The organism is Pseudoduganella sp. HUAS MS19 (assembly GCF_053615455.1).
Genome location: NZ_CM132133.1, coordinates 3394218 through 3421108, shown reverse-complemented (window position 1 = coordinate 3421108; position 26891 = coordinate 3394218). Strand labels below are relative to the sequence as shown.

The 26891-nt window shown below is 60.9% G+C and carries 22 protein-coding genes and 1 tRNA gene; 7 read left to right on the top strand and 16 right to left on the bottom strand.

From position 1 onward, the window contains the following. Window positions 1–75: 75 nt before the first annotated feature. From lon to ACWBU6_RS15580, 7 genes are all read right to left on the bottom strand, one after another. A complete protein-coding gene (lon, locus tag ACWBU6_RS15610) occupies window positions 76–2484 on the bottom strand; it encodes an endopeptidase La (RefSeq protein WP_452644333.1) in 2409 nt (802 codons plus the stop codon). Window positions 2485–2720: 236 nt separating this feature from the next. Beyond that, window positions 2721–3989: an ATP-dependent Clp protease ATP-binding subunit ClpX gene (gene clpX, locus ACWBU6_RS15605; protein ID WP_452644332.1), complete on the bottom strand. Its 1269-nt coding sequence runs from the start codon at window positions 3987–3989 to the stop codon at window positions 2721–2723. A gap of 134 nt (window positions 3990–4123) precedes the next feature. Further along, window positions 4124–4741 carry an ATP-dependent Clp endopeptidase proteolytic subunit ClpP gene (clpP, locus tag ACWBU6_RS15600; RefSeq protein ID WP_055927915.1) on the bottom strand — a complete coding sequence of 206 codons (618 nt, stop codon included), beginning with the start codon at window positions 4739–4741 and terminating at the stop codon, window positions 4124–4126. Window positions 4742–4884: 143 nt separating this feature from the next. Beyond that, window positions 4885–6222 (bottom strand): trigger factor, encoded by a 1338-nt coding sequence (tig, locus tag ACWBU6_RS15595; protein WP_452644331.1) that lies wholly within the window; start codon window positions 6220–6222, stop codon window positions 4885–4887. A gap of 34 nt (window positions 6223–6256) precedes the next feature. After that, window positions 6257–6343, bottom strand: a tRNA-Leu gene (locus ACWBU6_RS15590). A 229-nt stretch (window positions 6344–6572) separates the two neighbouring features. Further along, a complete protein-coding gene (locus ACWBU6_RS15585) occupies window positions 6573–9659 on the bottom strand; it encodes an efflux RND transporter permease subunit (protein WP_452644330.1) in 3087 nt (1028 codons plus the stop codon). Next, on the bottom strand, window positions 9656–10729 hold the full coding sequence (locus ACWBU6_RS15580; RefSeq protein WP_452644329.1) for an efflux RND transporter periplasmic adaptor subunit: 1074 nt from the start codon (window positions 10727–10729) through the stop codon (window positions 9656–9658). The genes ACWBU6_RS15585 and ACWBU6_RS15580 overlap by 4 nt, the downstream gene beginning before the upstream one ends. A 167-nt stretch (window positions 10730–10896) precedes the next feature. Here ACWBU6_RS15580 and hpnC point away from each other — a divergent pair, with 167 nt between their 5' ends. The 5 genes from hpnC (at window position 10897) to ACWBU6_RS15555 (ending at window position 15695) form a co-directional block, all read left to right on the top strand. Next, the gene (gene hpnC / locus ACWBU6_RS15575; RefSeq protein ID WP_452644328.1) at window positions 10897–11721 is read left to right on the top strand and encodes a squalene synthase HpnC; all 825 of its coding nucleotides are present in this window, start codon (window positions 10897–10899) and stop codon (window positions 11719–11721) included. Window positions 11722–11759: 38 nt separating this feature from the next. Beyond that, on the top strand, window positions 11760–12593 hold the full coding sequence (gene hpnD / locus ACWBU6_RS15570) for a presqualene diphosphate synthase HpnD (protein ID WP_452644327.1): 834 nt from the start codon (window positions 11760–11762) through the stop codon (window positions 12591–12593). Beyond that, window positions 12586–13956, top strand: a complete 1371-nt coding sequence (gene hpnE / locus ACWBU6_RS15565) for a hydroxysqualene dehydroxylase HpnE (protein ID WP_452644326.1) — start codon at window positions 12586–12588, stop codon at window positions 13954–13956. Before hpnD ends, hpnE begins: the two co-directional genes overlap by 8 nt. Before the next feature lie 126 nt (window positions 13957–14082). Beyond that, window positions 14083–14868 (top strand): DUF1700 domain-containing protein, encoded by a 786-nt coding sequence (locus ACWBU6_RS15560; RefSeq protein ID WP_452644325.1) that lies wholly within the window; start codon window positions 14083–14085, stop codon window positions 14866–14868. Between the two features lie 11 nt (window positions 14869–14879). Continuing rightward, the gene (locus ACWBU6_RS15555) at window positions 14880–15695 is read left to right on the top strand and encodes a head GIN domain-containing protein (RefSeq protein WP_452644324.1); all 816 of its coding nucleotides are present in this window, start codon (window positions 14880–14882) and stop codon (window positions 15693–15695) included. Here ACWBU6_RS15555 and ACWBU6_RS15550 read toward each other — a convergent pair. The 8 genes from ACWBU6_RS15550 to kbl form a co-directional block, all read right to left on the bottom strand. Further along, window positions 15669–16889, bottom strand: a complete 1221-nt coding sequence (locus ACWBU6_RS15550; protein WP_452644323.1) for a TIGR03862 family flavoprotein — start codon at window positions 16887–16889, stop codon at window positions 15669–15671. The genes ACWBU6_RS15555 and ACWBU6_RS15550 overlap by 27 nt on opposite strands. A gap of 61 nt (window positions 16890–16950) precedes the next feature. Continuing rightward, entirely contained in the window at window positions 16951–17769 is an 819-nt protein-coding gene (locus tag ACWBU6_RS15545; RefSeq protein WP_452644322.1) for a substrate-binding domain-containing protein, read from the bottom strand. Window positions 17770–17937: 168 nt separating this feature from the next. Then, complete coding sequence (moaD, locus tag ACWBU6_RS15540) at window positions 17938–18192, bottom strand: molybdopterin converting factor subunit 1 (RefSeq protein WP_452644321.1); 255 nt, start codon at window positions 18190–18192, stop codon at window positions 17938–17940. A 1-nt stretch (window position 18193) separates the two neighbouring features. Then, window positions 18194–19390, bottom strand: a complete 1197-nt coding sequence (locus tag ACWBU6_RS15535) for a molybdopterin molybdotransferase MoeA (RefSeq protein ID WP_452649572.1) — start codon at window positions 19388–19390, stop codon at window positions 18194–18196. Window positions 19391–19400: 10 nt separating this feature from the next. After that, window positions 19401–20876, bottom strand: a complete 1476-nt coding sequence (thrC, locus tag ACWBU6_RS15530) for a threonine synthase (RefSeq protein WP_452644320.1) — start codon at window positions 20874–20876, stop codon at window positions 19401–19403. Between the two features lie 146 nt (window positions 20877–21022). Further along, window positions 21023–22402: an L-serine ammonia-lyase gene (locus tag ACWBU6_RS15525; protein WP_452644319.1), complete on the bottom strand. Its 1380-nt coding sequence runs from the start codon at window positions 22400–22402 to the stop codon at window positions 21023–21025. Between the two features lie 20 nt (window positions 22403–22422). Further along, entirely contained in the window at window positions 22423–23385 is a 963-nt protein-coding gene (locus ACWBU6_RS15520) for an NAD-dependent epimerase/dehydratase family protein (protein ID WP_452644318.1), read from the bottom strand. A 21-nt stretch (window positions 23386–23406) separates the two neighbouring features. After that, window positions 23407–24609, bottom strand: coding sequence for a glycine C-acetyltransferase (gene kbl / locus ACWBU6_RS15515; protein ID WP_452644317.1), 1203 nt, complete (start codon window positions 24607–24609; stop codon window positions 23407–23409). A 114-nt stretch (window positions 24610–24723) separates the two neighbouring features. Here kbl and ACWBU6_RS15510 point away from each other — a divergent pair, with 114 nt between their 5' ends. Together ACWBU6_RS15510 and ACWBU6_RS15505 are read left to right on the top strand one after the other, a co-directional pair. Next, on the top strand, window positions 24724–25299 hold the full coding sequence (locus ACWBU6_RS15510) for a helix-turn-helix domain-containing protein (protein ID WP_452644316.1): 576 nt from the start codon (window positions 24724–24726) through the stop codon (window positions 25297–25299). A gap of 63 nt (window positions 25300–25362) precedes the next feature. Next, window positions 25363–26283, top strand: coding sequence for a hypothetical protein (locus ACWBU6_RS15505; protein WP_452644315.1), 921 nt, complete (start codon window positions 25363–25365; stop codon window positions 26281–26283). 27 nt (window positions 26284–26310) lie between these two features. Here ACWBU6_RS15505 and ACWBU6_RS15500 read toward each other — a convergent pair whose 3' ends face one another. Next, window positions 26311–26706 carry a GFA family protein gene (locus ACWBU6_RS15500; protein ID WP_452644314.1) on the bottom strand — a complete coding sequence of 132 codons (396 nt, stop codon included), beginning with the start codon at window positions 26704–26706 and terminating at the stop codon, window positions 26311–26313. Window positions 26707–26891: the final 185 nt, after the last annotated feature.

Genomic DNA, 26891 nt, shown 5'->3' with positions numbered 1-26891 from the left:
TCAGGGTCTGACACCCGTCTCGCGACCGTCGCGTACCAGTGTCTGACCCTGCGGGTCGGACACTGCTTTACCGGTTTAGTGCTTGACTACTTCACTGCTCCCATCGGCCGCAGCAACCGCCGGCACTTCCACCGGCGCCACCGGCTCGGTGATCGGTTCCGGCTGGCGTTCCAGCGCGACTTCGAGCACCTTGTCGATCCAGCGCACCGGCACGATCTCCAGCTTGTTCTTCACATTGTCCGGAATCTCGGCCAGGTCCTTCACGTTCTGCTCAGGAATCAGCACGGTCTTGATGCCGCCGCGATGCGCCGCCAGCAGCTTCTCTTTCAAGCCGCCGATCGGCAGCACTTCGCCGCGCAGCGTGATCTCGCCGGTCATCGCCACGTCCGCGCGGACCGGGATGCCGGTGAAGGTCGACACCATCGCCGTGGTCATCGCAATACCTGCCGATGGACCATCTTTCGGCGTCGCGCCTTCCGGCACGTGAATATGGATGTCCTTCTTCTCAAAAGCCTCGTTCTTGATACCCAGGCGCGAGGCGCGGCTGCGCACCACGGTGCGGGCAGCTTCGATCGATTCCTTCATCACATCGCCCAGCGTACCGGTGCGGATCACATTGCCCTTGCCCGGCATGCTGACCGATTCGATGGTCAGCAGGTCGCCGCCCACTTCGGTCCACGCCAGGCCGACCACCTGGCCGATCTGGTTGGTCTTTTCGGCCACGCCGAAATCGTAGCGGCGCACGCCCAGGAACTTGTCCAGGTTTTTCGGCGTAACGCTGACCTTCTTGTCCGATTTCTTCAGCAGCAGCATCTTAACGACCTTGCGGCAGATCTTGGAGATCTCACGTTCCAGCGAACGCACGCCCGCTTCACGGGTGTAGTAGCGGATGATGTCGCGCACCGCCGCTTCGCTGACGGAGATTTCCTCGTCCTTCAGGCCGTTGTTCTTGACCTGCTTGGGCAACAGGTAGCGCAAGGAGATGTTGGTCTTCTCGTCTTCCGTATAGCCGGACAGGCGGATCACTTCCATGCGGTCCAGCAATGCCGGCGGGATGTTGTACGAGTTCGAGGTCGCAACAAACATCACATCGGACAGGTCGAAGTCGACTTCGATGTAGTGGTCCGAGAAAGTGTGGTTCTGCTCCGGATCGAGCACCTCGAGCAGGGCCGACGAGGGATCGCCGCGGAAATCGGCGCCCATCTTGTCGATTTCGTCCAGCAGGAACAGCGGATTGCGCACGCCCACCTTCGACAGCGACTGCAGCACCTTGCCCGGCATGGAGCCGATATAGGTACGGCGGTGGCCGCGGATCTCAGCCTCGTCGCGCACGCCGCCCAGCGCCATGCGCACATACTTGCGGTTGGTGGCCTTGGCGATCGACTGGCCCAGCGAAGTCTTACCCACGCCCGGCGGACCGACGAAGCACAGGATCGGCGCCTTCAGCTTGTCCACGCGCTGCTGGACCGCCAGGTATTCGACGATGCGCTCCTTGATTTTTTCCAGGCCGTAGTGGTCGTGGTCGAGCACTTTCTCGGCATTGGCCAGGTCGTTGTTGACCTTGGACTTCTTTTTCCATGGCAGCGACACCAGGGTGTCGATATAGTTGCGCACCACGGTCGCTTCGGCCGACATCGGCGACATCAGCTTCAGCTTCTTCAGCTCAGCCTGCGCTTTTTCCAGCGCTTCCTTCGGCATCTTGGCGGCGGCGACCTTCTTCTCGAGTTCGTCGATATCGGCGCCCTCTTCGCCCTCGCCCAGTTCCTTCTGGATGGCCTTGACCTGTTCGTTCAGGTAGTACTCGCGCTGCGACTTTTCCATCTGGCGCTTGACGCGGCCGCGGATGCGTTTTTCCACCTGCAGGATATCGAGCTCGCCTTCCAACTGGCCGAGCAGGTGCTCCAGGCGCTTCGAGACTTCGATGATTTCCAGGATGACCTGCTTCTGCTCAAGCTTGAGCGGCAGGTGGGCGGCCACGGTATCGGCCAGGCGGCCGGCATCGTCGATGCCCGACAGCGAAGCCAGGATCTCGGGCGGGATCTTCTTGTTCAGTTTGACGTACTGGTCGAACTGCTGGACGATCGCACGGCGCATGGCCTCGATCTCCGACTCATCGCCCTGCTCCGATTCGAGCGGCATCAGGTCGGCAATAAAATGGGTTGGGCCATCAGTGATCTTCTTGATGCGTGCACGCTGTGCGCCCTCGACCAGCACCTTCACGGTGCCGTCAGGCAGCTTCAACATCTGCAGGATGTTGGCCACGCAGCCGATTTCATAGATATCCGAAGGCGAAGGTTCGTCCTTGGCAGCGGCTTTCTGCGCCGCCAGCATGATGCTCTTACCCTGCTCCATGGCAGCTTCGAGCGCCTTGATGGACTTTGGTCGGCCAACGAACAACGGAATTACCATGTGCGGGAAGACAACGACATCACGCAGTGGCAACAGAGGCAGTTGAGTTTGCTCAGTTAATTTGGTAGTTGTCATGGCGTACCTTATTTTAAAAGCTTGGATCTGATATAAGCCCCAGCGGCTAATTCACAAGCCCTATGCTGCAATTATATTTGCTTTGAGAAAATGCAGTGGCACTCTAAACAAATTGCCGATTTAGAACAAAAAAAGCCACGCGCGACGGGTGATCGCGAGTGGCTTTTCGACTGAAGCCGGCGTTTTGGTTATTGAGACCGATTGTAACGCCTTGCCTCAGGGATTCAAAACCCTATTTAGTTTTCCCCTGCAGCTTTTGGGGTTTCCTGATAAATCAGGAGGGGTTTTGCGCCACTGGTGATCGTATTTTCATCAATTACGACTTTGGTGACGTTCGTTTGGTTTGGCAGGTCGAACATAATGTCCAGCAGCGCATGTTCCAGGATGGAACGCAGGCCGCGGGCGCCAGTCTTGCGTGCCAGCGCCTTGCGGGCGATGGCGTGCAAGGCAGCAGGACGGATTTCCAGTTCGGCGCCTTCCATTTCCAGCAACTTCGAATACTGCTTGACCAGGGCGTTCTTTGGCTCGACCAGGATTTCGATCAGCGCTTCCTCGGTCAGCTCGGCCAGGGTGGCTACCACCGGCAGGCGGCCCACCAGTTCAGGAATCAGGCCGAACTTGATCAAGTCTTCCGGCTCGGCGTCCATCATCAGGTCGCTGTTCGAGCGTTGTTCCTTGCTCTTCACTTCAGCCGAGAAGCCGATGCCGGACCTTTCGGAACGGTTGGAAATGATCTTCGCCAGGCCGTCAAACGCGCCACCGCAGATGAACATGATGTTGGTGGTGTCGATCTGCACGAAGTCCTGGTTCGGGTGCTTACGGCCGCCTTGCGGAGGCACGGAAGCCATGGTGCCCTCGATCAGCTTCAGCAACGCCTGCTGCACACCCTCGCCCGAAACGTCGCGGGTGATCGACGGGTTGTCGGACTTGCGGGAAATCTTGTCGATTTCATCAATGTAGACGATGCCGCGCTGCGCCTTTTCCACATCATAGTTGCAGCTTTGCAGCAGCTTCTGGATGATGTTTTCCACGTCCTCGCCCACATAGCCCGCTTCGGTCAGGGTGGTGGCATCGGCGATGACGAACGGCACATTCAGCATGCGCGCCAGCGTCTGGGCCAGCAAGGTCTTGCCGGAACCGGTCGGGCCCACCAGCAGGATGTTGGACTTGGCCAGTTCGACGTCGTCCTTCTTGCCCAGGTGCTTCAGGCGCTTGTAATGGTTGTACACGGCCACGGACAGGATGCGCTTGGCAGTCGTCTGGCCGATCACGTACTGGTTCAGCAAATCGGTGATTTCCTGCGGGGTTGGCAGGTCCGATTTCGCGCCCGTGACAGATTCGATGCTGGACGTCTCGTCGCGGATGATGTCATTGCACAAGTCAATGCACTCGTCGCAGATGAAGACGGACGGGCCGGCAATCAGCTTCTTCACCTCGTGCTGGCTTTTGCCGCAGAACGAGCAGTAAAGGAGTTTTTCACCGCTGGAGGATTTTTTCTCTGACATGGGACTAATCTTTAGTTTTGGTGCAAGTTTACCGTGCGCACAAGCAAGAAATCCTGCGCACAACCACATGCTACCCGAAATAAAAGCAAAACGCCCGAACGTTGTAGCGTCCGGGCGTCGACTTGCAAGGACGCTTATGCGCGGCTGGTCAAGACTTTGTCGATCAGGCCATATTCCGCTGCTTCATCGGACGACATGAAGCGGTCGCGGTCGGTATCCTTGGCGATTTGCTCGATCGACTGGCCGGTGCGTTCCGCCATGATGCTGTTCAGGCGGTGGCGCAGGTAGAGGATCTCTTTCGCCTGGATTTCGATATCCGACGCCATGCCTTGCGAACCACCGGACGGCTGGTGGATCATGATGCGGCTGTTCGGCAGCGAGAAGCGCTTGCCCTTGGCGCCTGCGGCCAGCAGGAAGGCGCCCATGGAGGCGGCCATGCCGGTGCACAGGGTCGACACGTCAGGCTTAATGAACTGCATGGTGTCGAAGATCGCCAGGCCCGCGGAAACGGAACCGCCTGGGGAATTGATGTACAGCGAGATGTCCTTGTCCGGATTTTCGCTTTCCAGGAACAGCAGCTGGGCGACGATCAGGTTGGCCATCTGGTCGTTGACCGGACCGACCATGAAGATCACGCGTTCCTTCAGCAGGCGCGAGTAGATATCGTACGAGCGCTCACCGCGGCCGCTTTGTTCGATCACCATCGGCACCAGGCCGAGCATTTCCGTATCGAGTGCGGGATTACGATTCATTCCAATTCCTTGTTTGAGCTGCAAAACCAGTAAAACGGGGTCTGATCCACAGGGTCAGACCCCGGTCGGCACACGCCGCGTTACTGGGGTCTGACCCTGCGGGTCAGACCCCCGGGGTACCGGTTTGGCGGTTAATCAAGCTATTAAGCTTGTACGCTTCCCATGAGTTCGTCGAAAGGAATTTCTTTCGAGACGTTCTTGCACAGGCCCAGGACGTAAGTAACGACGTTTTCTTCCAATACAAGTGCTTCGACTTCAGCCAGGCGGCGGCGATCGGAGTAGTAGTACTTCAGCACTTCGCGTGGATCTTCGTAGCTCTGTGCGAAGTCTTCGATCTGCGCCTTCACCTGGTCAGGGGTAGCCTGCAGGTTCTGGTCGCCCACCAGCTTGGACAGGATCAGGCCCAGGCGTACGCGACGCTCGGCTTTGTCCTTGAACAGCTCTGGAGGGAATGGTACATCTTTTACGTTCATGCCGCGCTGAGCCATATCCTGGCGGGTCATTTCAGCCAGGCGCTCGGTATCCTGCGCGATCAGCGACTGCGGCACTTCCAGGGTGGCGGTCTTCACCAGGGTGTCCATCACGGCTTCTTTGTTGCGAGCCTTGACACGGCCGGCAACTTCGCGCTCCAGGTTCACTTTGATGTCTTCGCGCATCTTGGTCAGGTCGCCGTCAGCCACGCCAAGGGACTTGGCGAACTCAGCATCAACTTCCGGCAGGTGCGCCCATTCCAGGTTCTTCAGGGTGATGGTGAACTCGGCGGTTTTACCGGCCACGTCCTTGCCATGGTAGTCCTCAGGGAACGACAGCGGGAAGGTCTTCGATTCGCCGACCTTCAGGCCAACGGTGGCTGCTTCGAACTCAGGCAGCATGCGGCCTTCGCCCAGCACGAACGGGTAGCCTTCAGCTTTACCGCCCGGGAATTCAACGCCGTCGATGGAGCCGACGAAGTCCACGGTCACGCGGTCGCCGTTGGCAGCGATGGCTTCGCCGCCGTCGCCGTGTTCGCCCTTCTCGCCCTTCACGTGGAAGTGCACGCGCTGCTTGCGCAGGATGTCGATGGTCTTGTCGATTTCTACGTCGGTCACGTTGGACTTGACGGTTTCGATCTCCACCTTGGTCAGGTCGCCCACTTCAACTTCCGGATACACTTCGAAGGTTGCGTCGAAGGACAGTTGGCCCTCTGGTGCGTCCTGCTTCGGCTCGATGCGTGGAAAGCCGGCTACGCGCAGCTGGTTTTCGTTGGCGGCGTCATTGAACGCGCGGCCGACCTTGTCGTTCAGCACTTCAGTTTCGATCTGGTAGCCGTATTGTGCGGCAACCATCTTCATTGGCACTTTACCTGGACGGAAGCCAGGAGCACGTGCGGAGCGAGCCTGCACTTTCAGGCGCTTTTCCACTTCGGAACGCACGTCCGACAGTGGGAAGGTAATCGTCATGCGGCGTTCGAGTTTGCCCAGGGTTTCAACTGCAGTGGCCATTGTAAAAATCGTCCAATAAAAATAAGTGTACTTATGGTGCGAGGAGGGGGACTCGAACCCCCACACCATTGCTGGCGTCAGGACCTAAACCTGGTGCGTCTACCAATTTCGCCATCCTCGCGGCATATTTGCACAAAAGCAAAGGGCGACCATTAAGTGAAAACAGGGTCGCCCGGGGCTTTCAACTTCAACCCGGCATTCTATACGGTGTTTCTGGAGTGCGGTAGTGCTTTTTTGCGTATTGCGCAACATTTGGGCAAAACCGGCAACCCCGTGTCAAAGCCACAGGGTCAGACACCTGCCCGCAGCCGCCGCATGTCAGTGTCAGACCCTGCGGGTCTGACACTGGTTTACCGGTTTGGCTTTGGCACGCGGAACCAGGCCGCATAGAGTGCGGGCAGGAACAGCAAGGTCAGCGCCGTCGCCAGAATCAGCCCGCCCATGATCGCCACCGCCATCGGCCCCCAGAATACGGAGCGCGACAAGGGAATCATGGCCAGCGCCGCCGCAGCAGCGGTCAGGATAATCGGCCGGCAACGGCGTACGGCCGATTCGACGATCGCATCCCAGGCCGGCACGCCAGCCTTGATATCCTGCTCGATCTGGTCCACCAGGATCACCGAGTTACGGATGATCATCCCGAACAGCGCAATAATCCCCAGGTTGGCCACAAAGCCCAGCGGACGCCCCATGACCAGCAGCGCCATCGCCGCCCCTGCCACGCCCAGCGGCCCGGTCAGGAATACCAGCAGCGCGCGCGAGAAGCTGTGCAGCTGCAGCATCAGCAAGGTGAAGATGATGAACACGGCCAGCGGCAGATTGGCTGCAATCGACTCTTCCGCAGCGCTACTGTCCGATGCCGCCCCCTTCACTTTGATTTCATAGCCCGGCGGCAGCTTGGCGCGCAGCGCATCGAGCTTCGGATTGATCTGGCCCGACACGGTCGGCCCCTGCACGCCCTCCACCACATCCGACTGCACGGTGATTGCCCATTCGCGGCCTTCACGCCACACAACACCAGGCTCCCACACAAAGTGCACGCGCGCCAGTTGCGAAATCGGTACGGATCGCCCGCTATTGGTCGGGATATAGGTGTCGTTCAGGACCGCGATGGTACTGCGTTCGTCCAGCGGCTGGCGCACCTGGATGTCGATCAGGCGGATGCCTTCGCGGAACTGGCCAATCGGCGTACCGGAGAGGATCGTGTTCGCCGCGCGCATCACGGTTTGCGAAGTCACGCCCAGCGCGCGCATCTTGTCCTGGTCCAGGTCGAGGCGCAGCACCTTGATCGATTCGTTCCAGTTATCGTTGACGCCCACCGCATTCGGATTGGCGCGCATGATGTCCTTCACCTGGTCGGCGATGGAACGCACGTTATCCACTTCGGTACCCGTGATGCGGAACTGCACCGGGTATGGCACCGGCGGACCATTCGGCAGCAACTGCACGCGGCCGCGCACTTCCGGGAAGTCGGTCTTAAAGATATTGCTGATCTTCTTGCGCAGCTCTTCCCGCGAGTGCAGGTCTTTCGCCAGCACCACGGTCTGCGACACGTTCGTCTGCGGGAAAATCTGGTTCAACGGCAGGTAGAAACGCGGGCTGCCGGTGCCGACATAAGTCGTCACACTGGCCACCCCAGGCTCCTTGCGGATGAAGTCCTCGAACTTCTTCGCTTGCCGCTCGGTCTGCGCGAACGCCGTCCCCTCCGGCGACCACATCTCCACCATCAACTCCGGGCGGCTGGAATCCGGGAAGAACTGTTTCTCGATGAACTTGAAACCGTACACGCCAAGGAAGAAAATCACCAGCGTTGCCACGATGGTCGTCTTGCGGTAATCCACGCACCAGTTCACGACCGAACGGAACTTGCGGTAGCCGGGCGTATCGAACAGCTCATGATGGCCACCGCCTTCCGAGTGCGGCTTGACCTTGAGCAGGATGTAGCCGATATACGGCGTGAACACCACGGCCACGATCCACGAAGTCACCAGGGCGATCGCGTTTACCGAGAACAGCGAGAAGGTGTACTCGCCCGCAGCCGAAGCGGCCAGGCCGATCGGCAGGAAGCCAGCCACGGTGATCAGGGTCCCGGTCAGCATCGGCATGGCCGTGGAGGTGTAGGCGAAGGTTGCCGCCTCCAGCCGCGAATGCCCCTCCTCCATCTTCCGCACCATCATTTCAACTGCGATGATCGCGTCGTCGACCAGCAAACCGAGCGCAATGATCAGCGCACCGAGCGAGATCTTGTGCAGGTCGATGTCCAGAATGCGCATGAACAGGAAGGTCACCGCCAGTACCAGCGGAATGGTCAGCGCCACCACCAACCCAGGACGCGCATCGAGGCTCAGCTTCGGCTTGGTGTGCAGGCCGAGCGAGAGGAAACTCACCGCCAGCACGATCAACACTGCCTCAACCAGAGTGTTCAGGAACTCGCCCACCGATGCGGTGACCGCGGCCGGCTGGTCCGACACGCGTTCCAGCTCGATGCCAACCGGGAGCTTGCCCCGCATGGCGTTGACGGTCTTTTCCAGCTCCTTGCCCATCTGGATGATATTGCCGCCCTTCTCCATCGACACGCCCAGGCCGATCACTTCCTTGCCGTTAAAACGCATCTTGTCGCGCGGCGGGTCCAGGTATTCGCGCTTGATGGTGGCGAAGTCGCCGAGGCGGAACGTCGTATTGTTGGCGCGCAGCTCCAGCTCTTGCAGGTCCTTGACCGTGCGCAGCGCACCGGACACGCGCACTTGCAGGTTGTCGGTCGGGGTCACCACGACGCCGGTCGCTTCGACCACGTTCTGGGTGGCGATCTGGTTGGCGATCTGTTCGATGGTCAGCCCGAGCTGGGCGAATTTCTTGTGCGAGAACTCGATGTTGATCTTCTCGTCCTGCACGCCAAACAGTTCAACCTTGGAGACCTTCTTGACGCCCAGCAGCTGCTGGCGCACCAGGTCGGCATAGTCTTTCAGCTCAGCGTAGGTAAAGCCGTCGCCCGACAGCGCGAAAATCGAACCATAGGTGTCGCCGAATTCGTCGTTGAACACCGGGCCCTGCACGCCGGAAGGCAGCGTGGACCTGATGTCGCCGATCTTCTTGCGCACCTGGTACCAGGCCTGCGAGACTTCCTTGGGCGGCGTCGATTCGCGCAGACTGAGGATGATCAGCGTCTGGCCGGGCTTGGAATAGCTGGTGATCTCGTTGATGAACGGCGTTTCCTGCAGCTTCTTTTCCAGCTTGTCGGTGACCTGCTCGGCCATCTGCAGCGAGGTGGCGCCGGGCCAGAATGCCTGCACCACCATGGAACGGAAGGTGAAAGGCGGGTCTTCGTCCTGCCCCAGGTTCTTGTACGCCAGCATACCGCCCAGCAGCAGCACCGCAATCAGGTAGCGCGTGAGCGGAATGTGCTCCAGTGCCCAGCGCGAAAGATTGAAGCCCTTCATTTGGCGGCTCCGAGGATGGTGACCTTCTGGCCGGGCTTCAGCAGGTTGACGCCGGCAGTGACCACAGTCTGGCCAGGCTTGACGCCACTACCCAGCACCAGGTCATTGCCCGACACACCGCTTACCGTCACCGGCACCAGGCGCACCGTACCGTTTTCGACCACCCATACCGAGGTGGCGGACTTCTCATGGAACAGTGCCGTCAGCGGCACCTTGATCTGCGGCTGCGGCGAGCGCGAGGCAAAGGCCACCAGGGCGGTCATGCCCAGCTTTGCTTCGGACAGGCTGGCCGGGATCGAGACACGGAATGCGTAAGTACGGGTGAACGGATCGGCCACCGGCGAAATTTCACGGATCTTGCCTGGTACGGACTTGTCAGGACTGGCCCACAGGCGCACATGTACGTCCGAAATGTTGCGCAGCGTATCGACCTTGTCTTCCGGCACGCCAAACACAATTTCCTTTTCATCGGTCTTGGCGACGCGCACGACTGGGGTGCCGGGCGATACGACCTGCCCTACTTCGGCGTCGACTGCGGTCACCACGCCATCGATGTCGGACTCCAGGCTGGCATAACCGGCCTGGTTGCTCATGCCCCGGTACGCCGCTTGCGCTGAATCGACCTGCGCCTGCGCCGATTTGTAGGCCGACAGCTTGGCATCGAGGATAGCCTGGCTCACGAAGTTCTTCTCGCGCAGCTCCTGGTAGCGCTTCAATTCGGCGCTGGCAAGGTCGCGCGTGGTTTCGGCGGCGCGCAAGGCCGCCATCGACTGCGCCTGCGACAGCTTCAAGTCCTGCGGATCGAGATCCATCAGCAGCTGGCCGCGTTTAACCACGCTGCCCACATCGACTTTACGGGAGATAATCTTGCCGCCAACCCGGAAGCCGAGGCGCGATTCGACCCGCGAGCGGACTTCACCGGAAAACTCGGCATTGACATCGATGTCCGAACTTTGCAGCACCATGGCGCGTACCGGCCGGATTTCTTCGGTTTTGGGGGCTTCTTTCGAGCAGGCTGCGAGAAGCAAGGCGCAGGCCGCAACCAGGGGTAGTTTTTTCGCTACGAACACGATGGAATTCCTTTTTAGTGTCTCTGGCAATTGCCGGGGGTGCATGTTTGCCATTATTATTTCCCGTTTGGAACTAAATGACTTTCCGTTTAGTAAGAAAAAAATTATAGCCGGGTCAACCGTACTTGCAAATGACTTTCGCGTCATTAATTTAGAACAGCACCTCTATGTCCGTTGACCACTACGAGAATTTCCCTGTCGCTTCCATCCTCATGCCGCGCCGCCTGCGCCCGGCGGTGGAAGCGATCTACGCCTTCGCCCGCAGCGCCGACGATATCGCGGACGAAGGCGATGCCACGCCTGCGCAGCGCCTGGCGGGCCTGACAGCGTATGAAGAAGCCCTTGGCCGCATTGAGCGTGCCGAGGATGGCCATGAACCGCTGTTTGAGCGGCTGGCCGCCGTCATCGAGCGGCATCAACTGCCGCTGCGCCCCTTTTATGACCTGCTGTCGGCCTTCAAGCAAGACATTGTGGTGCACCGCTACCAGGACTACGCTTCCCTGCTGGACTACTGCGCCCGCTCGGCCAACCCGGTCGGCCTGCTGATGCTGCACCTGTACGGCGCAGCCGATGAAGAGAATATCCGCCAGTCCAACGCCATCTGTTCTGCCCTCCAGCTCATCAACTTCCTGCAAGATGTCGCGATCGACGAACATAAGGAGCGCATTTACCTGCCAATGGAAGACCTGGCACGCTACGCCCTGTCGCCGGCCCACCTGGCGCGCCCCGACAACCGGGCCAAATGGCGCGCCATGATGAAGTTCCAGGTCGACCGCGCCCGCGCCCTGATGCTGTCCGGCGCCCCGCTGGCATGCCGGCTGAAGGGCCGCATCGGACTGGAACTGCGCATGGTGGTCCAGGGCGGCCTGCGTATTCTGGAGGCAATCGAGGAAGTCGATTACGACGTTTTCCTGCGCCGGCCCAAGCTCGGAAAGCGCGACTGGTTCAAGGTTTTCTGGCGCGCGCTTCGGATGAAGCCCTCTTCACTATAAAATAGCGCCTTTGTCAGCATTACCCAAGCCATAAGAACATGTCCCCCGACGAATACTGCCAGCAGAAAGCCGCCGCCAGCGGCTCCAGTTTCTACTACAGCTTCCTGTTCCTGCCACCGGAGCGCCGCCGCGCCATCACGGCGCTGTACGCGTTCTGCCGCGAAGTCGACGACACCGTCGACGAATGCAGCGACGAGTCCCTGGCGCGCATCAAGCTGGCCTGGTGGCGCAATGAGATCGCCCAGATGTACGAGGGCAAACAGACGCACCCGGTGACGCAGGCCTTGCAGCCGCATCTTGCGGTTTATGACCTGAAGCAGGAGCATATGCAGGCCATCATCGATGGCATGGAGATGGACTTGAATCAGACCCGCTACCTCGATTACGCGGGACTGTCGAAGTATTGCTGGCACGTGGCGAGCGTGGTCGGCATCCTGTCGGCATCGATTTTTGGCGTAACGCGCCCCGAGACCCTGCAATATGCCGAGAAGCTTGGGCATGCCTTCCAGCTCACCAATATCATCCGCGACGTGGGTGAGGATGCCCGCAAAGGCCGCATTTACCTGCCGATCAACGAACTGCAGCAGTTCAACGTGACGGCTGCGGACCTGCTCAATGCGCGTGAGACCGAAAATTTCTCGAAATTGATGGCGTTCCAGGTAGCGCGTGCGCAGAAGGCATACGATGAAGCGTTTGCGCTGCTGCCGCAGGAAGACCGCCGCGCCCAGCGTCCGGGACTGATCATGGCGGCCATTTACCGCACCCTGCTGAACGAAATCGAGGAGGACGGCTACCATGTCCTCAAACAGCGCATTTCGCTGACGCCGATCCGCAAACTGTGGCTGGCGTGGAAGACCTGGGTTCGTGGCTAAGCACTTTGCCGTTGCCGGCGGGGGCTGGGCCGGTTTCTCTGCCGCCGTGGAACTCGCGCGCGCCGGCCACCAGGTAACCGTTTTCGAGGCTGCCCGCATCCCGGGCGGCCGCGCACGCCGCGTTTCTCTTGATGGGCGGGGGCTGGACAATGGCCAGCACATCATGCTGGGGGCCTATGCCGAATCACTGCGCATCATGCGCACGGTGGGCGTGGATCTGCGTTCGGCCGTTCTCACCCTGCCGCTGCAAATGCGCTACCCGCCCGGCAGCGGCGGCATGGATTTCGTGGCGCCGCGTTTGCCGGCGCCGCTGCATGTCGGCATTGCACTGCTGCGCGCCCGCGGCCTGGCGCGCGAGGACAAGATGGCGCTGGCGCGCTTCAGCACCACAGCACGCTGGATGGGCTGGCGCTTGAACCACGACTGCAGCGTGGCCGAGTTGCTGGAGCGCTTCGACCAGACGCCACGGCTGGTGGCCCTGATGTGGCGCCCCTTGTGCCTTGCCGCCCTGAATACGCCGCCTGAACGCGCATCGGCGCAGGTTTTCCTGGCCGTCCTGCGCGACAGCCTCGGCGCCGGCCGCGCCGCGTCCGACATGCTGGTGCCGCGCGCCGATCTCTCCGCCCTCTTCCCGGATGCCGCTGCGGCCTGGCTGCAGGGCAAAGGCAACACCATCCACTTGGGCGCCAAGGTGAGCGCAATCGGCCCCGCCGCCGGCTGCTGGGCAGTCGAAGCAAGCGGCGCAACCCTTGGCGGCGACTGGAGTGGACAATTCGATGGCATGGTGCTCGCAACCTCGCCCGCCGCGGCAGCCAGCCTGCTCGGCACCATGCCGGCCAGCGACGCCGGGGCTGCAAGCGACTGCGCCGAACTGGCCAGCCAGCTGGCGGCGTTCACACCCGAACCGATCACCACCTGCTACCTGCATTACGCGCCCGGCACACGCCTGGACATCCCGTTCTATGCCCTGGTTGACGATCCGGCCAACCAGCGCTGGGGCCAGTTCGTCTTCGACCGCGGCCAGCTCGACGCCAGGCAGGATGGCCTGTTTGCCGTCGTGATCAGCGTCTCCAGCGAGGCGGCCCTCCTGCCGCAGGAAGCACTGGCCGCGGCCGTCGCCGCGCAGCTCGCGGCCGACCTGGCGCGGCCGGAACTGGCGCAGCCTGCCTGGAGCAAGGTCATCACCGAAAAGCGCGCAACCTACGCCTGCACGCCCGGCCTCGTGCGTCCATCCAACGAAACGCCGGCGAAGGGCCTGGTCCTGGCGGGCGATTACACGGCCGGCGAATACCCCGCCACGCTCGAAATGGCTGTCCGCAGCGGCGTCCAGGCCGCCCGCCTGCTCGCGAACGCGAAACCCTGATGTCCCGCCTGTCCCCTGTTTCAGTCGCCTGCTCCCCCATTTCTGCATCCTGTCGTAAACAAGTGGAGGCGCTCCGGTGCGGACGATACAGTGCAATCATGGCACAACGGGAGGCATTAGTTTCCAATGAGTAAGAATGAGTACCTTGACGCACTGAAGAAGTCCCTCGCCGGCTTGCCGCCCGAGGTGGCGGCCAGGACGATGGCTTACTACGAACAGTGTTTCGTCGACGGCATGACGGCCGGCAAGACCGAAGAGGAAATTGCCGCCGGGCTGGACGCACCGCGCAAGATCGCCATGACGCTGCGCGCCAACGCCCACCGCAGCGCCTTCGAACAAAAGCGCGGGCCGGCCGGCCTGGCGCGCATGGTGTTTTCCCTCATCGGCCTTGGTATTTTCAACCTCTTCATGGTGGTGCCTGCCGCGGTCTTTTCGGCGTTGCTGGTATCGGTGTACACCAGCGCCTTCGTGCTTTACATCAGTGGGATTGCGATCACCGCAAGCGGCATGGCCGGGGCCAACGAACTGGTCCTGACCGGTCCGCTGCGCCACCTCGTCATTTTCGACGACGAGGGCGACCGGGCCGACGCACGCATGCAGACCAAGATTTCGATCAGCGACCATGGCATTGAAGTGTTCCAGGAACCGTCGGCCGGCCTGCGCAAGGAGTGGGATGAGGCGGACAGCAAGTCTGAACAATGGTTGGAAGGCGCAGAAGCAATGGCCGAAGGCGGTGTGCGCATCACTTCCGACCTCGATAATGAATCGCGCGCCACGCAGACTGCGGTCGGGATCGGACTGATACTGCTCGGTATCGTGCTTAGCCTGGTGAGCATCGTGATTACGCGCTATTCGCTGATTGGCCTGAAGCGCTACATCCAGATGAACGTTTCGCTGCTGCGCGGGCGCTGAAAGGAAAAGCGATGAACATCCGTTCCCTGCTCAAGATTGGCCTTGGCATGGCACTACTGGCGGTCCTGCTGACTGCCGTCACCTACAGCATGCTGCGGGCCCAGGGCGCCGCCAATCCCACCAGCGTCGCCGGCCGGGCCGCCCGCACCGAAGTGCGCGAAGTAAGCGCGACGATTACCAATGTAGAACTGGTTGGCCCGATCGACCTGCGTTTGAAGCAAGGCGACGTCGCTTCCCTGAAAGTGCGCGGCGAACAGCGCCTGCTCGGCAATATCGCAACCGAACAGGATGGCGCAACCCTTCGCATCGGCTCCAAGGGTCTCCTGCTGCATCCGCGCCGTCCGATCGAAGTGGAGCTGGTGCTGCCGTCCCTGCACGAACTGGTGGTCAATGGCAGCGGCGACAGCAACGTCAATGGCTTTAGCGGCGAGCACCTGAGCGTACAGTTGCAAGGCTCGGGCAACCTCACCTTCAATGGCCGCTACAAGAACGTGGAAGCCGGCGTGCATGGAAGCGGCGACCTTAACCTGAATACCGGCCACGGGGAGAAAATGATGCTGGAAATGGTGGGTTCCGGCGCCATCACCTCCAGCGGCAGCTGCAAGGAACTGACGGCCGAAGTGACCGGCTCCGGCGAGCTCGATGCGCAGCACCTGGCGACCGACAAGGTGGCCGTAACGCTGCTCGGTTCCGGCACCACCAATGTCTTTGCCCGGCAGTCGGCCGACCTCACCGTCAAGGGAACCGGCAATATCCGCGTATTCGGCAACCCGGCCGAGCGCAACGTCAACCGCAGCGGGTCAGGCGGCGTCAGCTGGGTGCAATAAGTAGCGCTGCATATCCTTGCCGGCGGCCAGGCCGCTGGCAAGGCAGGCGGTGAGCAGGTAGCCGCCGGTTGGCGCTTCCCAGTCCAGCATTTCACCGGCCACGAAAACGCCCGGCATCGCCTTCAGCATCGTCCCATCCAATGCTTCGAAACGCACGCCGCCAGCACTGCTGATCGCCTCGTCGATGGGGCGCGGCGCGCGCAGCGTAACCGGAAGCGCTTTTAGGGTCGCTGCCACACGCTGCGGATCATGGAAGGCCTCCTTGTCCAGCACTTCGTGCAACAGGCCGGTCTTGACGCCTTTGATATGCACGCGGCTTTGCAGGAAGCTCGACATCGAACGCGAGCCGCGCGGGTGCGACAGCTCCTGCTGCAAGCGCTCCAGGGGCCAGTCCGGCAACAGGTCCAGCTCGATGGTGGCACTGCCGTGCGCCGCAATGCGGTCACGGATGCCTGCCGACAGCGCGTAGATCAGGCTGCCTTCCACGCCGGTAGCAGTGACGACCATCTGGCCCTTGCGGCCACCGATTGCCACGGTGGTCAAGGGCTGGCCCGCATACTTTCCGGAGAAATGAGGGCTCCAGCCTGCATCAAAGCCGCAATTGGCGGGCACCAGGGGCGCGATCTCAACACCGCGCCCGGCCAGGAGCGGCTGCCACGCGCCATCCGAGCCGAGGCGCGCCCAGCTTGCACCGCCCAGGGCCAGCAAGGTGGCGCCATGCCGCGCCGTGCGCTCGCCTTCGGGCGTCTCGAAACGCAAGCTGCCATCTGGCGCCCAGCCCAGCCATCGATGCCGCTGGTGAAAATGCACGCCGCTATCGCGCAGGCGGTGCAGCCAGGCCCGCAGCATGGGCGCTGCCTTCATTTCGGTCGGAAAAACCCGGCCGGAGGTGCCGACAAACGTATCGATGCCCAGGCCATGCACCCAGGCGCGTAAAGCGTCGGGCCCGAAGGCATCGAGCATGGGACGCAAAGCCGCGGCACGGTTGCCGTAGCGGGCCACAAACGCTTCGTAAGGCTCGGAATGGGTGATATTCATGCCGCCGCGGCCGGCCAGCAGGAATTTGCGGCCGACCGAAGGCATGGCGTCGTAGACGTCCACACGCACGCCGGCTGCCGCCAGGCTTTCGGCGGCCATCAGGCCGGCAGGCCCGCCACCGATGATCGCAGCCCCTTGAGATTGAATGCTTTCCATAGGGGCAGCATTGTAGTCGATCCCGGCGGTCGGCAGCCGGGAGTTGGACGGCGTCCCTGGGCTAGTCGAGGTAAGGCACAAAGTCGAAGGCCGACAGGATACCGTTCACCTGGGCGGAAAGGCAGAAAGCGAAGAAGCTGCGCGCGACACCGGTCGGAGCATCCCTGCTTGCCAGCGTCAATACACGGCACACAGGATAGCTTCCGTTGCGGATATTCGCGCTGCTTGCCGCAATGCCGTCAATTGGCAGAAGGCGCACCGACACACCTTGCGAAATCGCACGCTCCGCTGCGCCCACCGAAACGTAGGCGATTGCGTTTTCGCATGAAGCCACCACGGCCAGCCGTTCAATGTTCGATTCCACTGCCGCGTTCAGGCTGAATGCCTCCAGGGGCTGGCGCAGGAAACGCGCAAACAGCGCACTGGAAGCACCATCGCTCAGCCCGCCCAGCGCGTACACTGATTGCCGGCAGCCACCGGCATCGCACCATTCGCGCATGCGGCCCGTGAAGATGGCTTGCAGTTCTTCGACGCTTAGCTGGCGCAGCGGGTTATTCGCGTGCACCACAACGCCCACGCCGTCACGCGCAATCGGAATACCATACAGATCGCGCTCGGGCGGCGCCAGTGCACGGGAAAGCATGGCGATATGGGCATGGCCCGAACGCACATCCTCCAGTCCGCGCGAAGAGCCGCCCAGCTCCACTTCTACCGCAATTTCCGGGTGCATCAGGTGATACTTGGCCGCGATTGCCTTCAACAGCGGCCCCATGGTTGTGGAACCGGCAATATGAAGCTTCTGTGCGCGCTTGCGCGGCGGGACTGGAACATGGCCCCGGCTGATGCCACTCAGGCCAAGGGCGGCGAGAACGAAACCCATTGCGACTCTCCTTGCACGAAGGGAAAAAGCCGCAGGGAAGAGGCGACGGGAATGTAGTGAAGCGATGGGCGCGGCGCAGGTTTGGGGCCGCACAGAGTGAAGTATAACGTGGCAATCCGCGTGGTCAACAGCCGGCACCCGACTGTTGCGCGGCTACCGCAATAAGTCTTAACCGCCTGTCACTGGTGGGAAAAAGGCAACTTCATCGCCCGGCGCAACGCGGGTGCGCGCATCGCACATGCGCTGGTTGCAGGCCATGCGCAAGGCGCGCCCTTCGGCCAGCGCACTGGCCCACGGCTCGCCACGCGCCAGCAGCCAGGCACGTACATCGCCTACCGTCTCGGCGCCAGGCGGCAGCACTACCTGTTCGCCACTTCCCAATGCCTCGCGCACACTGGCAAAATATTTGAGGTTGATCAGCATATCAGTACATCAGTTCACTGAAAGGAATGAAGCGTACCAGGTCGCCTGGCGCGATCGGATTGCCTGGCGGGTTATCCACCAGGCCGTCGCCCCACACTGTCGAAGTCAGCACGGCGGATCCCTGGTTCGGGAACAGGTCCAGGCCGCCTTGCCCGTTCAACCTGGCGCGCAGGAATTCATTGCGCCGGTCTGCCTTGGGCCAGGCGAAGTCGGCGCGCAGCAGCATGCCGCGCGGCTGCGCAGGTACATCGGCGCCCTGCAGGCGCAACAGGAATGGCCGCACAAACAGCAGGAAAGTGACAAAACTGGACACCGGATTGCCCGGCAAGCCGAGGAAGAATGCCTGGCCTACTTCGCCAAAGGCCAGCGGCTTGCCCGGTTTGACTGCGATCTGCCACATATTCAGCTTGCCCTCCGCCTCAACGGCCGGCTTGATATGGTCTTCTTCGCCGACGGATACGCCGCCGCTCGTAATGATCAGGTCATTGCCATCGGCCGCCTGCCGCAGCACGTTGCGCGTGGCTTCAAGCGAATCGGGCACGATGCCGAGGTCGCGCACTTCACAGCCCAGGTTTTCCAGCAAGGCGCGCAACGTGAAGCGGTTGGAATTGTAGATGGCGCCCGGCGCCAGCGGTTCGCCCGGCATTGCCAGCTCGTCGCCGGTGAAGAACACAGCCACGCGCAGCCTGCGCCGCACATTCAGTTCCGCCATGCCGATCGATGCTGCCAGGCCCAGCTCCTGGCTGCGCAGGCGCGCGCCGGCGGACAGGATTACACTGCCGGCGCCGATGTCCTCGCCGGTACGGCGAATCCATTCCCCCACCTTCGGCGCGTGGCGAATGGTAACCAGGCCGTCATTCGCCTCGCATTGCTCCTGCATGACCACTGCATCGGCCCCTTCGGGGATCAGGGCACCGGTGAAAATGCGCGCGGCGCACCCGGGCAGCAAGGGCTGGCCGACGTGGCCGGCCGGAATGCGCTGGCTCACCGTCAGCGTAGCATCGCCACTGGCGCAATCGGCGGCGCGCACAGCGTAGCCGTCCATCTGCGTATTGTCGTGAGCCGGCACGTTCATGCCGGACACCACCGCGCTTGCCAGCACACGGCCATTGGCTTCCAGGGTTGGGATCTTCACCACCTCCGCCACCGGACGGGCTGCGGAAAGCAGGAAATCGAGAGCTTCGCGTACGGCGAGCATTGCCATGTTTTTACAGTCCCGTATTGGCGGCGATGTAGGCCTTTACCTTGCTCACATCGGCCGGCATAACTTCAAAGCGCTGCGGCAGCGCTTCGATATTTTCGAAGCCGGCTGGGCGCTCAGCATCTTGGCCCAGTGCGTCCAGGATGGTCTCGTTGAACTTGGCAGCCAATGCGGTTTCCAGCACGATCATCGGCACGCCCGGCTCCATGTATTCCTTGGCCACCTTGATGCCGTCGGCGGTGTGGGTGTCGATCACGATGCCGTAATCATCCGCCACGTCGCGGATGGTCTGGACGCGGTCAGCGTGGGTCGACTTGCCGGATTTGAAGCCGTAATTGGACACCAGCTTGAACTCGTCGCCATCGCTGCCCGGCGCGCCGGACAGGTCGAAGCCGCCTTCGGTTTCCACTTTCTTGAACAGTTCGCGTACCCGCTTGCCGTCGCCCTTCACCAGGTCGAACACAAAGCGCTCAAAGTTCGAAGCTTTCGAAATATCCATCGACGGGCTGGAGGTGTGATAGGTCTCGGCCGACTTGCGCACTCGGTAAATGCCGGTGCGGAAGAACTCGTCCAGCACATCGTTCTCGTTGGTGGCGACCACCAGCTTGTCGATCGGGAGGCCCATCTGGCGGGCGATATGGCCGGCACAGATATTGCCGAAATTGCCCGATGGGACGGTGAACGACACCTTCTGCTCGTTACTCTTGGTCGCTGCCAGATAGCCGCGGAAGTAGTACACCACCTGCGCCACAACGCGTGCCCAGTTGATCGAGTTCACGGTGCCGATCTTGTGGCGGGCCTTGAATTCCAGGTCGTTCGAGACGGCCTTGACCATGTCCTGGCAGTCGTCGAATACGCCTTCGACGGCGATGTTAAAGATGTTCGGGTCCTGCAGGCTGAACATCTGGGCGGTCTGGAAGGCGCTCATCTTCTTATGCGGCGACAGCATGAAGACCTTGATGCCTTTTTTGCCACGCATTGCGTACTCCGCAGCGCTGCCGGTATCGCCGGAGGTGGCGCCGAAGATATTCAGTTGTGCATCCTGCCGGGCCAGGGCGTACTCGAACAGGTTACCCAGCAATTGCATGGCCATGTCCTTGAATGCCAGCGTCGGGCCGTTCGACAGCGACTGCAGCACCAGCTTCTTGCCGTCGGCTTCTTCCAGTACTCGCAGCGGGGTAATCTCGGCGGCGTTTTCGCCTTCGCGCACGTTGCGGTAAATGTCGGCGGTATAGGTCTTTTTCGCCAGGGCGCGCAGGTCGTCTTCCGGAATGTCGCCGGCGAATTTTTTTAAGATTTCTACTGCAAGGTCAGCGTAGGACAGGTGGCGCCACTTGTTCAGCTCTTCGCCCGTAACCTGGGGATATTCGACTGGAAGGTACAGGCCGCCGTCTGGCGCCAGGCCACCCAGGAGGATGTCGGAAAATTGCTGGAGGGAGTGTGATGCAGCCGACGCGTCGGCCCGGGTAGACACGTATTGCATAAGATAGAAAGTCCGGTGGCAGGTGAAAACGGACACCTATTATAGTCTGGCCGGAGTTTCTTTGTGAATTAAGCCAGTTTTTGAAATTTTCTATTGAAAACCGGTAGTGCCGGGTCAGGCCCAAGGGCCCGACCCAGGTTACCGGTTTAGCAGGCAGCGTGATTGACCGAAACGACATGAATGGCCAAGCCGCCAAGCGAAGTCTCCTTGTACTTGGCCTGCATATCCGCCCCGGTCTGGCGCATGGTCTCGATCACATTATCCAGCGTCACGAAGTGCGTACCGTCGCCCTTCATGGCCAGCGAGGCGGCGGTAATTGCTTTCACCGCACCCATGCCGTTGCGTTCGATGCAAGGAATCTGCACCAGGCCACCGATCGGATCGCAAGTCATGCCCAGGTGATGTTCGATACCGATTTCGGCCGCGTTCTCGATCTGGGCATTGCTGCCGCCCAGTGCCGCCACCAGGCCGGCAGCTGCCATCGCGCACGCCACGCCAACCTCCCCCTGGCACCCTACCTCCGCACCGGAGATCGATGCATTGCGCTTGCACAGCATGCCAATCGCCGCGGCGGTCAGCAGGAAAGCGCGCACGCCGGATACCGGGTCGACCGGTTTGCAGTCTTCCGCATAATATTTCAGCACAGCGGGAATGATGCCTGCGGCCCCATTTGTAGGCGCCGTTACAACACGTCCACCCGCCGCATTCTCTTCATTGACCGCCATCGCGTACAAACTGACGCCGTTCAATGCATCGTGCGGCAGTTGATTGGCGCGATCACCGCCTTGCGCCTGGCGCCAGAGGTCGGCGGCACGGCGCTTCACATTCAGGCCGCCCGGCAGTTGGCCGCGCGTTTCCAGGCCATGCTGGATGCAATCGCGCATGACGTGCCAGATTCGGTCCATGCCTTCGTTGAGTTCTGCCTCGCCGATGCGCGTCAGCTCGTTGGCGCGCAGCATCTGCGGAATGGTCTTGCCGCTGCTGACGCCATGTCCCAGCAATTCCGCCATGGTGTTGAACGGGTAAGGCAGGCGCACGGCAGGCTTGCCGTCAGCGGCCGCCTCTTCACCTTCGGCGCGAATGAAACCGCCGCCGACCGAATAGTAAATTCTGGCAACCGAGCTGCCATCGCTGCGGGTCAGCGTAAAACGCATGCCGTTCGGGTGTTCCGGCAGGTTTTCCGACATATGGAACACCAGGTGCTGTTTGCGGGTGAACGGAATGGCCCTCTCGCCCAGCAGGCGCAGCTCGCCGTCGACATCGGCCGCCGCCAGCATATCGTCCACCGCATCGGGATCGACGCCCTGCGGCGTCTCGCCCATCAGGCCAAGCAGCACCGCCTTGTCGGTGCCGTGGCCGATGCCGGTCAGGGCCAGGGAGCCGTACAACTCGGCCGTCACAGAGGTGACATCGTCCAATGGACCGTTTTCGACCAGGAAGCGGCGCGCCGCCACCATTGGTCCCACCGTATGCGAGCTCGATGGGCCAATGCCAATCTTGAATAGGTCGAAAACACTCATGTCCATTGTTGCTTGTCTCTCTCTCGTTATGCGGCCTCGCTGAGGCTCACGTCAATATTCGCCAGCATGTCCTTCACCATCTCGTCCACGCCGATACGGGCTTTCCAGTTCCAGTCCGCAGTCGCCCGGGAATCATCCAGGCTGCGCGGCCAGCTGTCGGCAATCGCCTGGCGGCTATCCGGCGTGTAGGCGATCTTGAAGTCGGGCACCGCGCGGGTAATCGCTGCAGCCAGCTCTTCCGGGTTAAAGGAAACGCCGGCGACATTGTACGACGAACGAATCTTGATTTGTGAAGCGGGTGCGTCCATCAATTCAATGGTTGCGCGAATCGCGTCAGGCATGTAGATCATCGGCAAAGTAGTCTTCGACCCGAGGAAGCAATCGTAGCGCTCACCGCGCAGCGCGGAGTGGAAGATCGCGATCGCGTAGTCGGTGGTGCCGCCGCCCGGCGGCGATTTGAAGCTGATGATGCCCGGGTAGCGGATCGAACGCACATCCACGCCGTACTTCAGGAAGTAATATTCGCACAGTCGTTCGCCTGCCAGCTTAGAGATGCCGTAAATCGTGGTCGGGTCCATCACGGTGTACTGCGGCGTGTTCTCGGCCGGGGTGTTGGGGCCGAAGGCGGCGATCGACGACGGCCAGAAGATGCGCAGCGGCTTGCCCTGCTCGCCGCGTTCACGCGCCACTTCCAGGATGTTCAGCAGGCCGTCCATGTTCAGGTCCCAGGCTTTGAGCGGAGCCGCCTCGCCAGTGGCGGACAGCATCGCGGCCAACTGGTACACCTGGGTGATGCCTTCGGCAGCCACCAGCGCTTGCAGCGCAGCTTTGTCCATCACGTTCAACACCTGGTAGCGCGGTGCGCTATATTTGTTGACCGGGCTGATGTCGGTTGCGATGACGTTTTGTTCGCCGTGCTGCTTTGCCAGTGCTTCCACCAGTTCGCTACCGATTTGGCCATTGGCGCCGATGACGAGAATGCGTTCCATGATTCTTACCTGTTTTCCTGATTAGTTCTTGATGATGCCCAGCTCTTTGCCGGCTTGTTCGAATGCGGCCAGGACCTTGTCCAGCTGCTCGCGGGTGTGGGCGGCGGAGAGCTGCACGCGCACGCGCGCCTGGCCCATCGGCACCACAGGATAGAAGAAGCCCGACAGCAGCACGCCCAGTTCATACATGCGGGCCGCGAATTTCTGCGCAACCGGCGCCTCGAACAGCATCACCGGCACGACCGGGTGGGTGCCGGGCTTGATGGTGAAGCCGATACGCTCGATCTCCTTGCGGAAGTAAGCGGTGTTTTCATGCAGGCGGTCGCGCAGTTCGGTCGAAGCGGACAGGCGCTTCAGCACTTCCAGCGAAGCGCCGGCAATGGCTGGCGCCAGGGTGTTCGAGAACAGGTAAGGACGCGATTTCTGGCGCAGGGTGTCGATCACTTCCTTGCGGCCCGAGGTGAAGCCGCCCATTGCGCCGCCAAGGGCCTTGCCCAGGGTGCCGGTGATGATGTCGATCTTGCCCAGCACATTATGGTGTTCGTGGGTACCGCGCCCCGTCTTGCCCATGAAGCCGGAAGCGTGGCACTCGTCAATCATGACCAGGGCGCCATACTTCTCCGCCAGTTCGACGATCTTGTCCAGCTGCGCAATGGTGCCGTCCATCGAGAACACGCCGTCAGTCACGATGACCTTATGGCGCTTGTCGGCGGCCGCCTGCAGCTGCTTTTCCAGGTCGGCCATGTCGTTGTGGGCGTAGCGGAAGCGCGCAGCCTTGCACAAGCGGATGCCGTCGATGATCGACGCGTGGTTCAATGCATCGGAGATGATCGCGTCGTTCTCGTCGAACAATGGCTCGAATACGCCGCCGTTGGCATCGAATGCTGCCGCGTACAGGATAGTGTCTTCGGTGCCCAGGAATTCGGAGATGGCCTTCTCCAGTTGCTTGTGCACGGTTTGCGTGCCGCAAATGAAGCGCACCGAAGACAGGCCGTAGCCATACTTCTCAGTGGCTTCGATGGAAGCCTGCGCCACCCATTCCTGGCCCGACAGGCCGAGGTAATTGTTGGCGCACATATTGATCAGGGTACGACCGTCTTCCGACTGCACCTCGCTGCCCTGGCGGGAAGCAATTACGCGCTCTGGCTTATACAGGCCATCATTGCGCAGCTTCTCCAGGTTTTGTTGCAGGCCGGTGTAAAACGCATTCGTCGCTTGGCTCATGGTCGTCCTCTGATGTAAAGTTTACTCTTATTTCACTAATAAGACCGGAATTCACTATATTGAACGCAAATTCGATATACGGAATCCTACTTTACTATATTGAACTCTGCAAGCGTGAAGCCGAACATTTCCACCAATGCCCCGCCGGAAGTCGGCGCCGCCCTGCAACGTCTGCGCCTGGCGCGGGGCCTGACGCTGGAAGACCTGTCCCGTATTGCGGGAGTTTCCAAGTCCATGCTGTCCCAGATTGAGCGAGAAAAGGCCAATCCGACCATCGCCATTACCTGGCGCCTGGCCAACGCACTGGGCGTGCAGATCGGCGAACTGCTGTCCGACGTGGAGAAGGATGTCGAAACGATCAAATTGGTGGACGCGCACGAAACCCCTACCCTGCCTGGGGCGCATGCCGGCTACGTGCTGCGGATTCTGGGTCCGATGGAGTTGGCCGGTAAATACGAGTGGTACGAGCTGACCCTGTCGCCGGGCGGCGAACTGGTGTCGCAACCGCACGACCCGGGCACGACCGAACACCTGACTATCTTGCACGGATCGATGGAACTGGAGGTCGGCTCCAACAAGAAGAAGATCAAGCTGGGTGGCACCGCGCGCTACGCTGCCGACCAGCACCACGCTATTCGCAATCCAGGCAAATCCGAAGCCAAAGCACTGCTGGTAGTCATTCATCGCTAAAGCGCGCGAAGAAAATTACAATTGAGATAATATCTTTCAATTCAGTAATTTCCGTTCGCACGCATGCCTACCGCTCTCCATCACGCCACCAAATTCATACCGTTTGCACTGGCCACGCTCCTCTCGGCGTGCGCCAGCCACCCTGACATTCCCGCCCCCATCATTCAGCAACCGCCAACGAGCTCCGGGAATAGCATCGGCTCCGTTACAACTCCACTGCAAAAGGCCTGGAACTGGGAAGGCGAGCGCTGGTTTACCGCAGAACTGGACGCCGGATGTGACGGCACCGTGCGATTTGTCGACCAGAGCAGGAACATCGATTCTTACGTGGGCGAGATTGGCGTTCCTGCTGCCACTTTCACTAGCGATGATCCTGACGTGGTGCTGGCCAACATTTCCGGCTTCCACAGGCAGCTGGTGTTTTCCACCGATGGCGGGCGGCGTTTTGTCAAGGAAGTGCGAGGGCTCCCCAGGGGGGCGTCGATCCAATTCATCGCGGTTCGTAACAGCCATGTCTATGTGGGAGTCCAGCAGGGCTACAACGAGGCCGACGGATACTTCGATTGGCAACGCCCGGGAATACGCAGCCAGTATCAAATGAAGCCGCCTGTTCTCAAGACCCGTCTGATGATCCTTGAAGCGCCACTCGATAAAGTTCGCGGTCGAATTGGCTGGTATATGCTCCTGGCGCCCCACGGCCATCAGTTCAATAGCAGGTATGCGGAGGCCGCAAGACAATTCATCAAGCGGGTCGATAATATCGAAAGCCTTGGATTGCCACACAGCGCCGGTGCTCCTCCAGCGGACGCATGCGATACGACGCTTAACCTGCCCCCGTCCTATTCGCCCCCTTATAGTGAAGCCCTGGAGAAATTGACCGCGTGGTATGAGGCCGCCAAGAAAGCAAATCCAGGCTGGACGAATGCGAAGAGCCAAAGCATCATCGACAAAGAACGCGCCAGGCTCATGAAAAACAAAAACTAGCATCGCCTGGAACCGCCGCACAGAAGCCTACGGAATCCTTTCCGCGTCCGGTGGTGGAACAACCCAGCCATGCATCCGTTCCTCGTAGACCGAGACGCGTGGCGCGGGGTAGGAAGGATCAGCAAATGCCCCTACCGGTATGCCCACGAAGCCATTGAGGCTCCCGAGACTATAGTAGACGGTCGAACCGCAAGTTGGGCAGAACTGGAACGTTACTTTGCCGCCTTCGTCGCCCACCCGTTCGTACGGGGTGGAGACGCCGGACACAGTCACGTTCTCACGTGGAAATCTGGCCTGCTCCCCGAACACGCTACCTGTCCTGCGTTGGCAAGCCAGGCAATGGCAGATCGAAATTCGCACGGGTTCTCCGACAACTTCGGCCGTGAGTTGGCCGCAGCTGCAGGATGCGACGCGTGTAATCATCACAATGCTCCTATTTGACGATGGACCTGAAGGTCATGCTGATTCGCGGCCCGGCGCCCTCCATTTTAGGGATGGCATGCAGCCAATGGTCTTGTACTTCCTTACCCATGTAAATCAACGATCCCGGCGGCAGCGGATTGTTGGGCATGAAACCGCTCATGGTCAGAATGTGCTCATTGCGACCG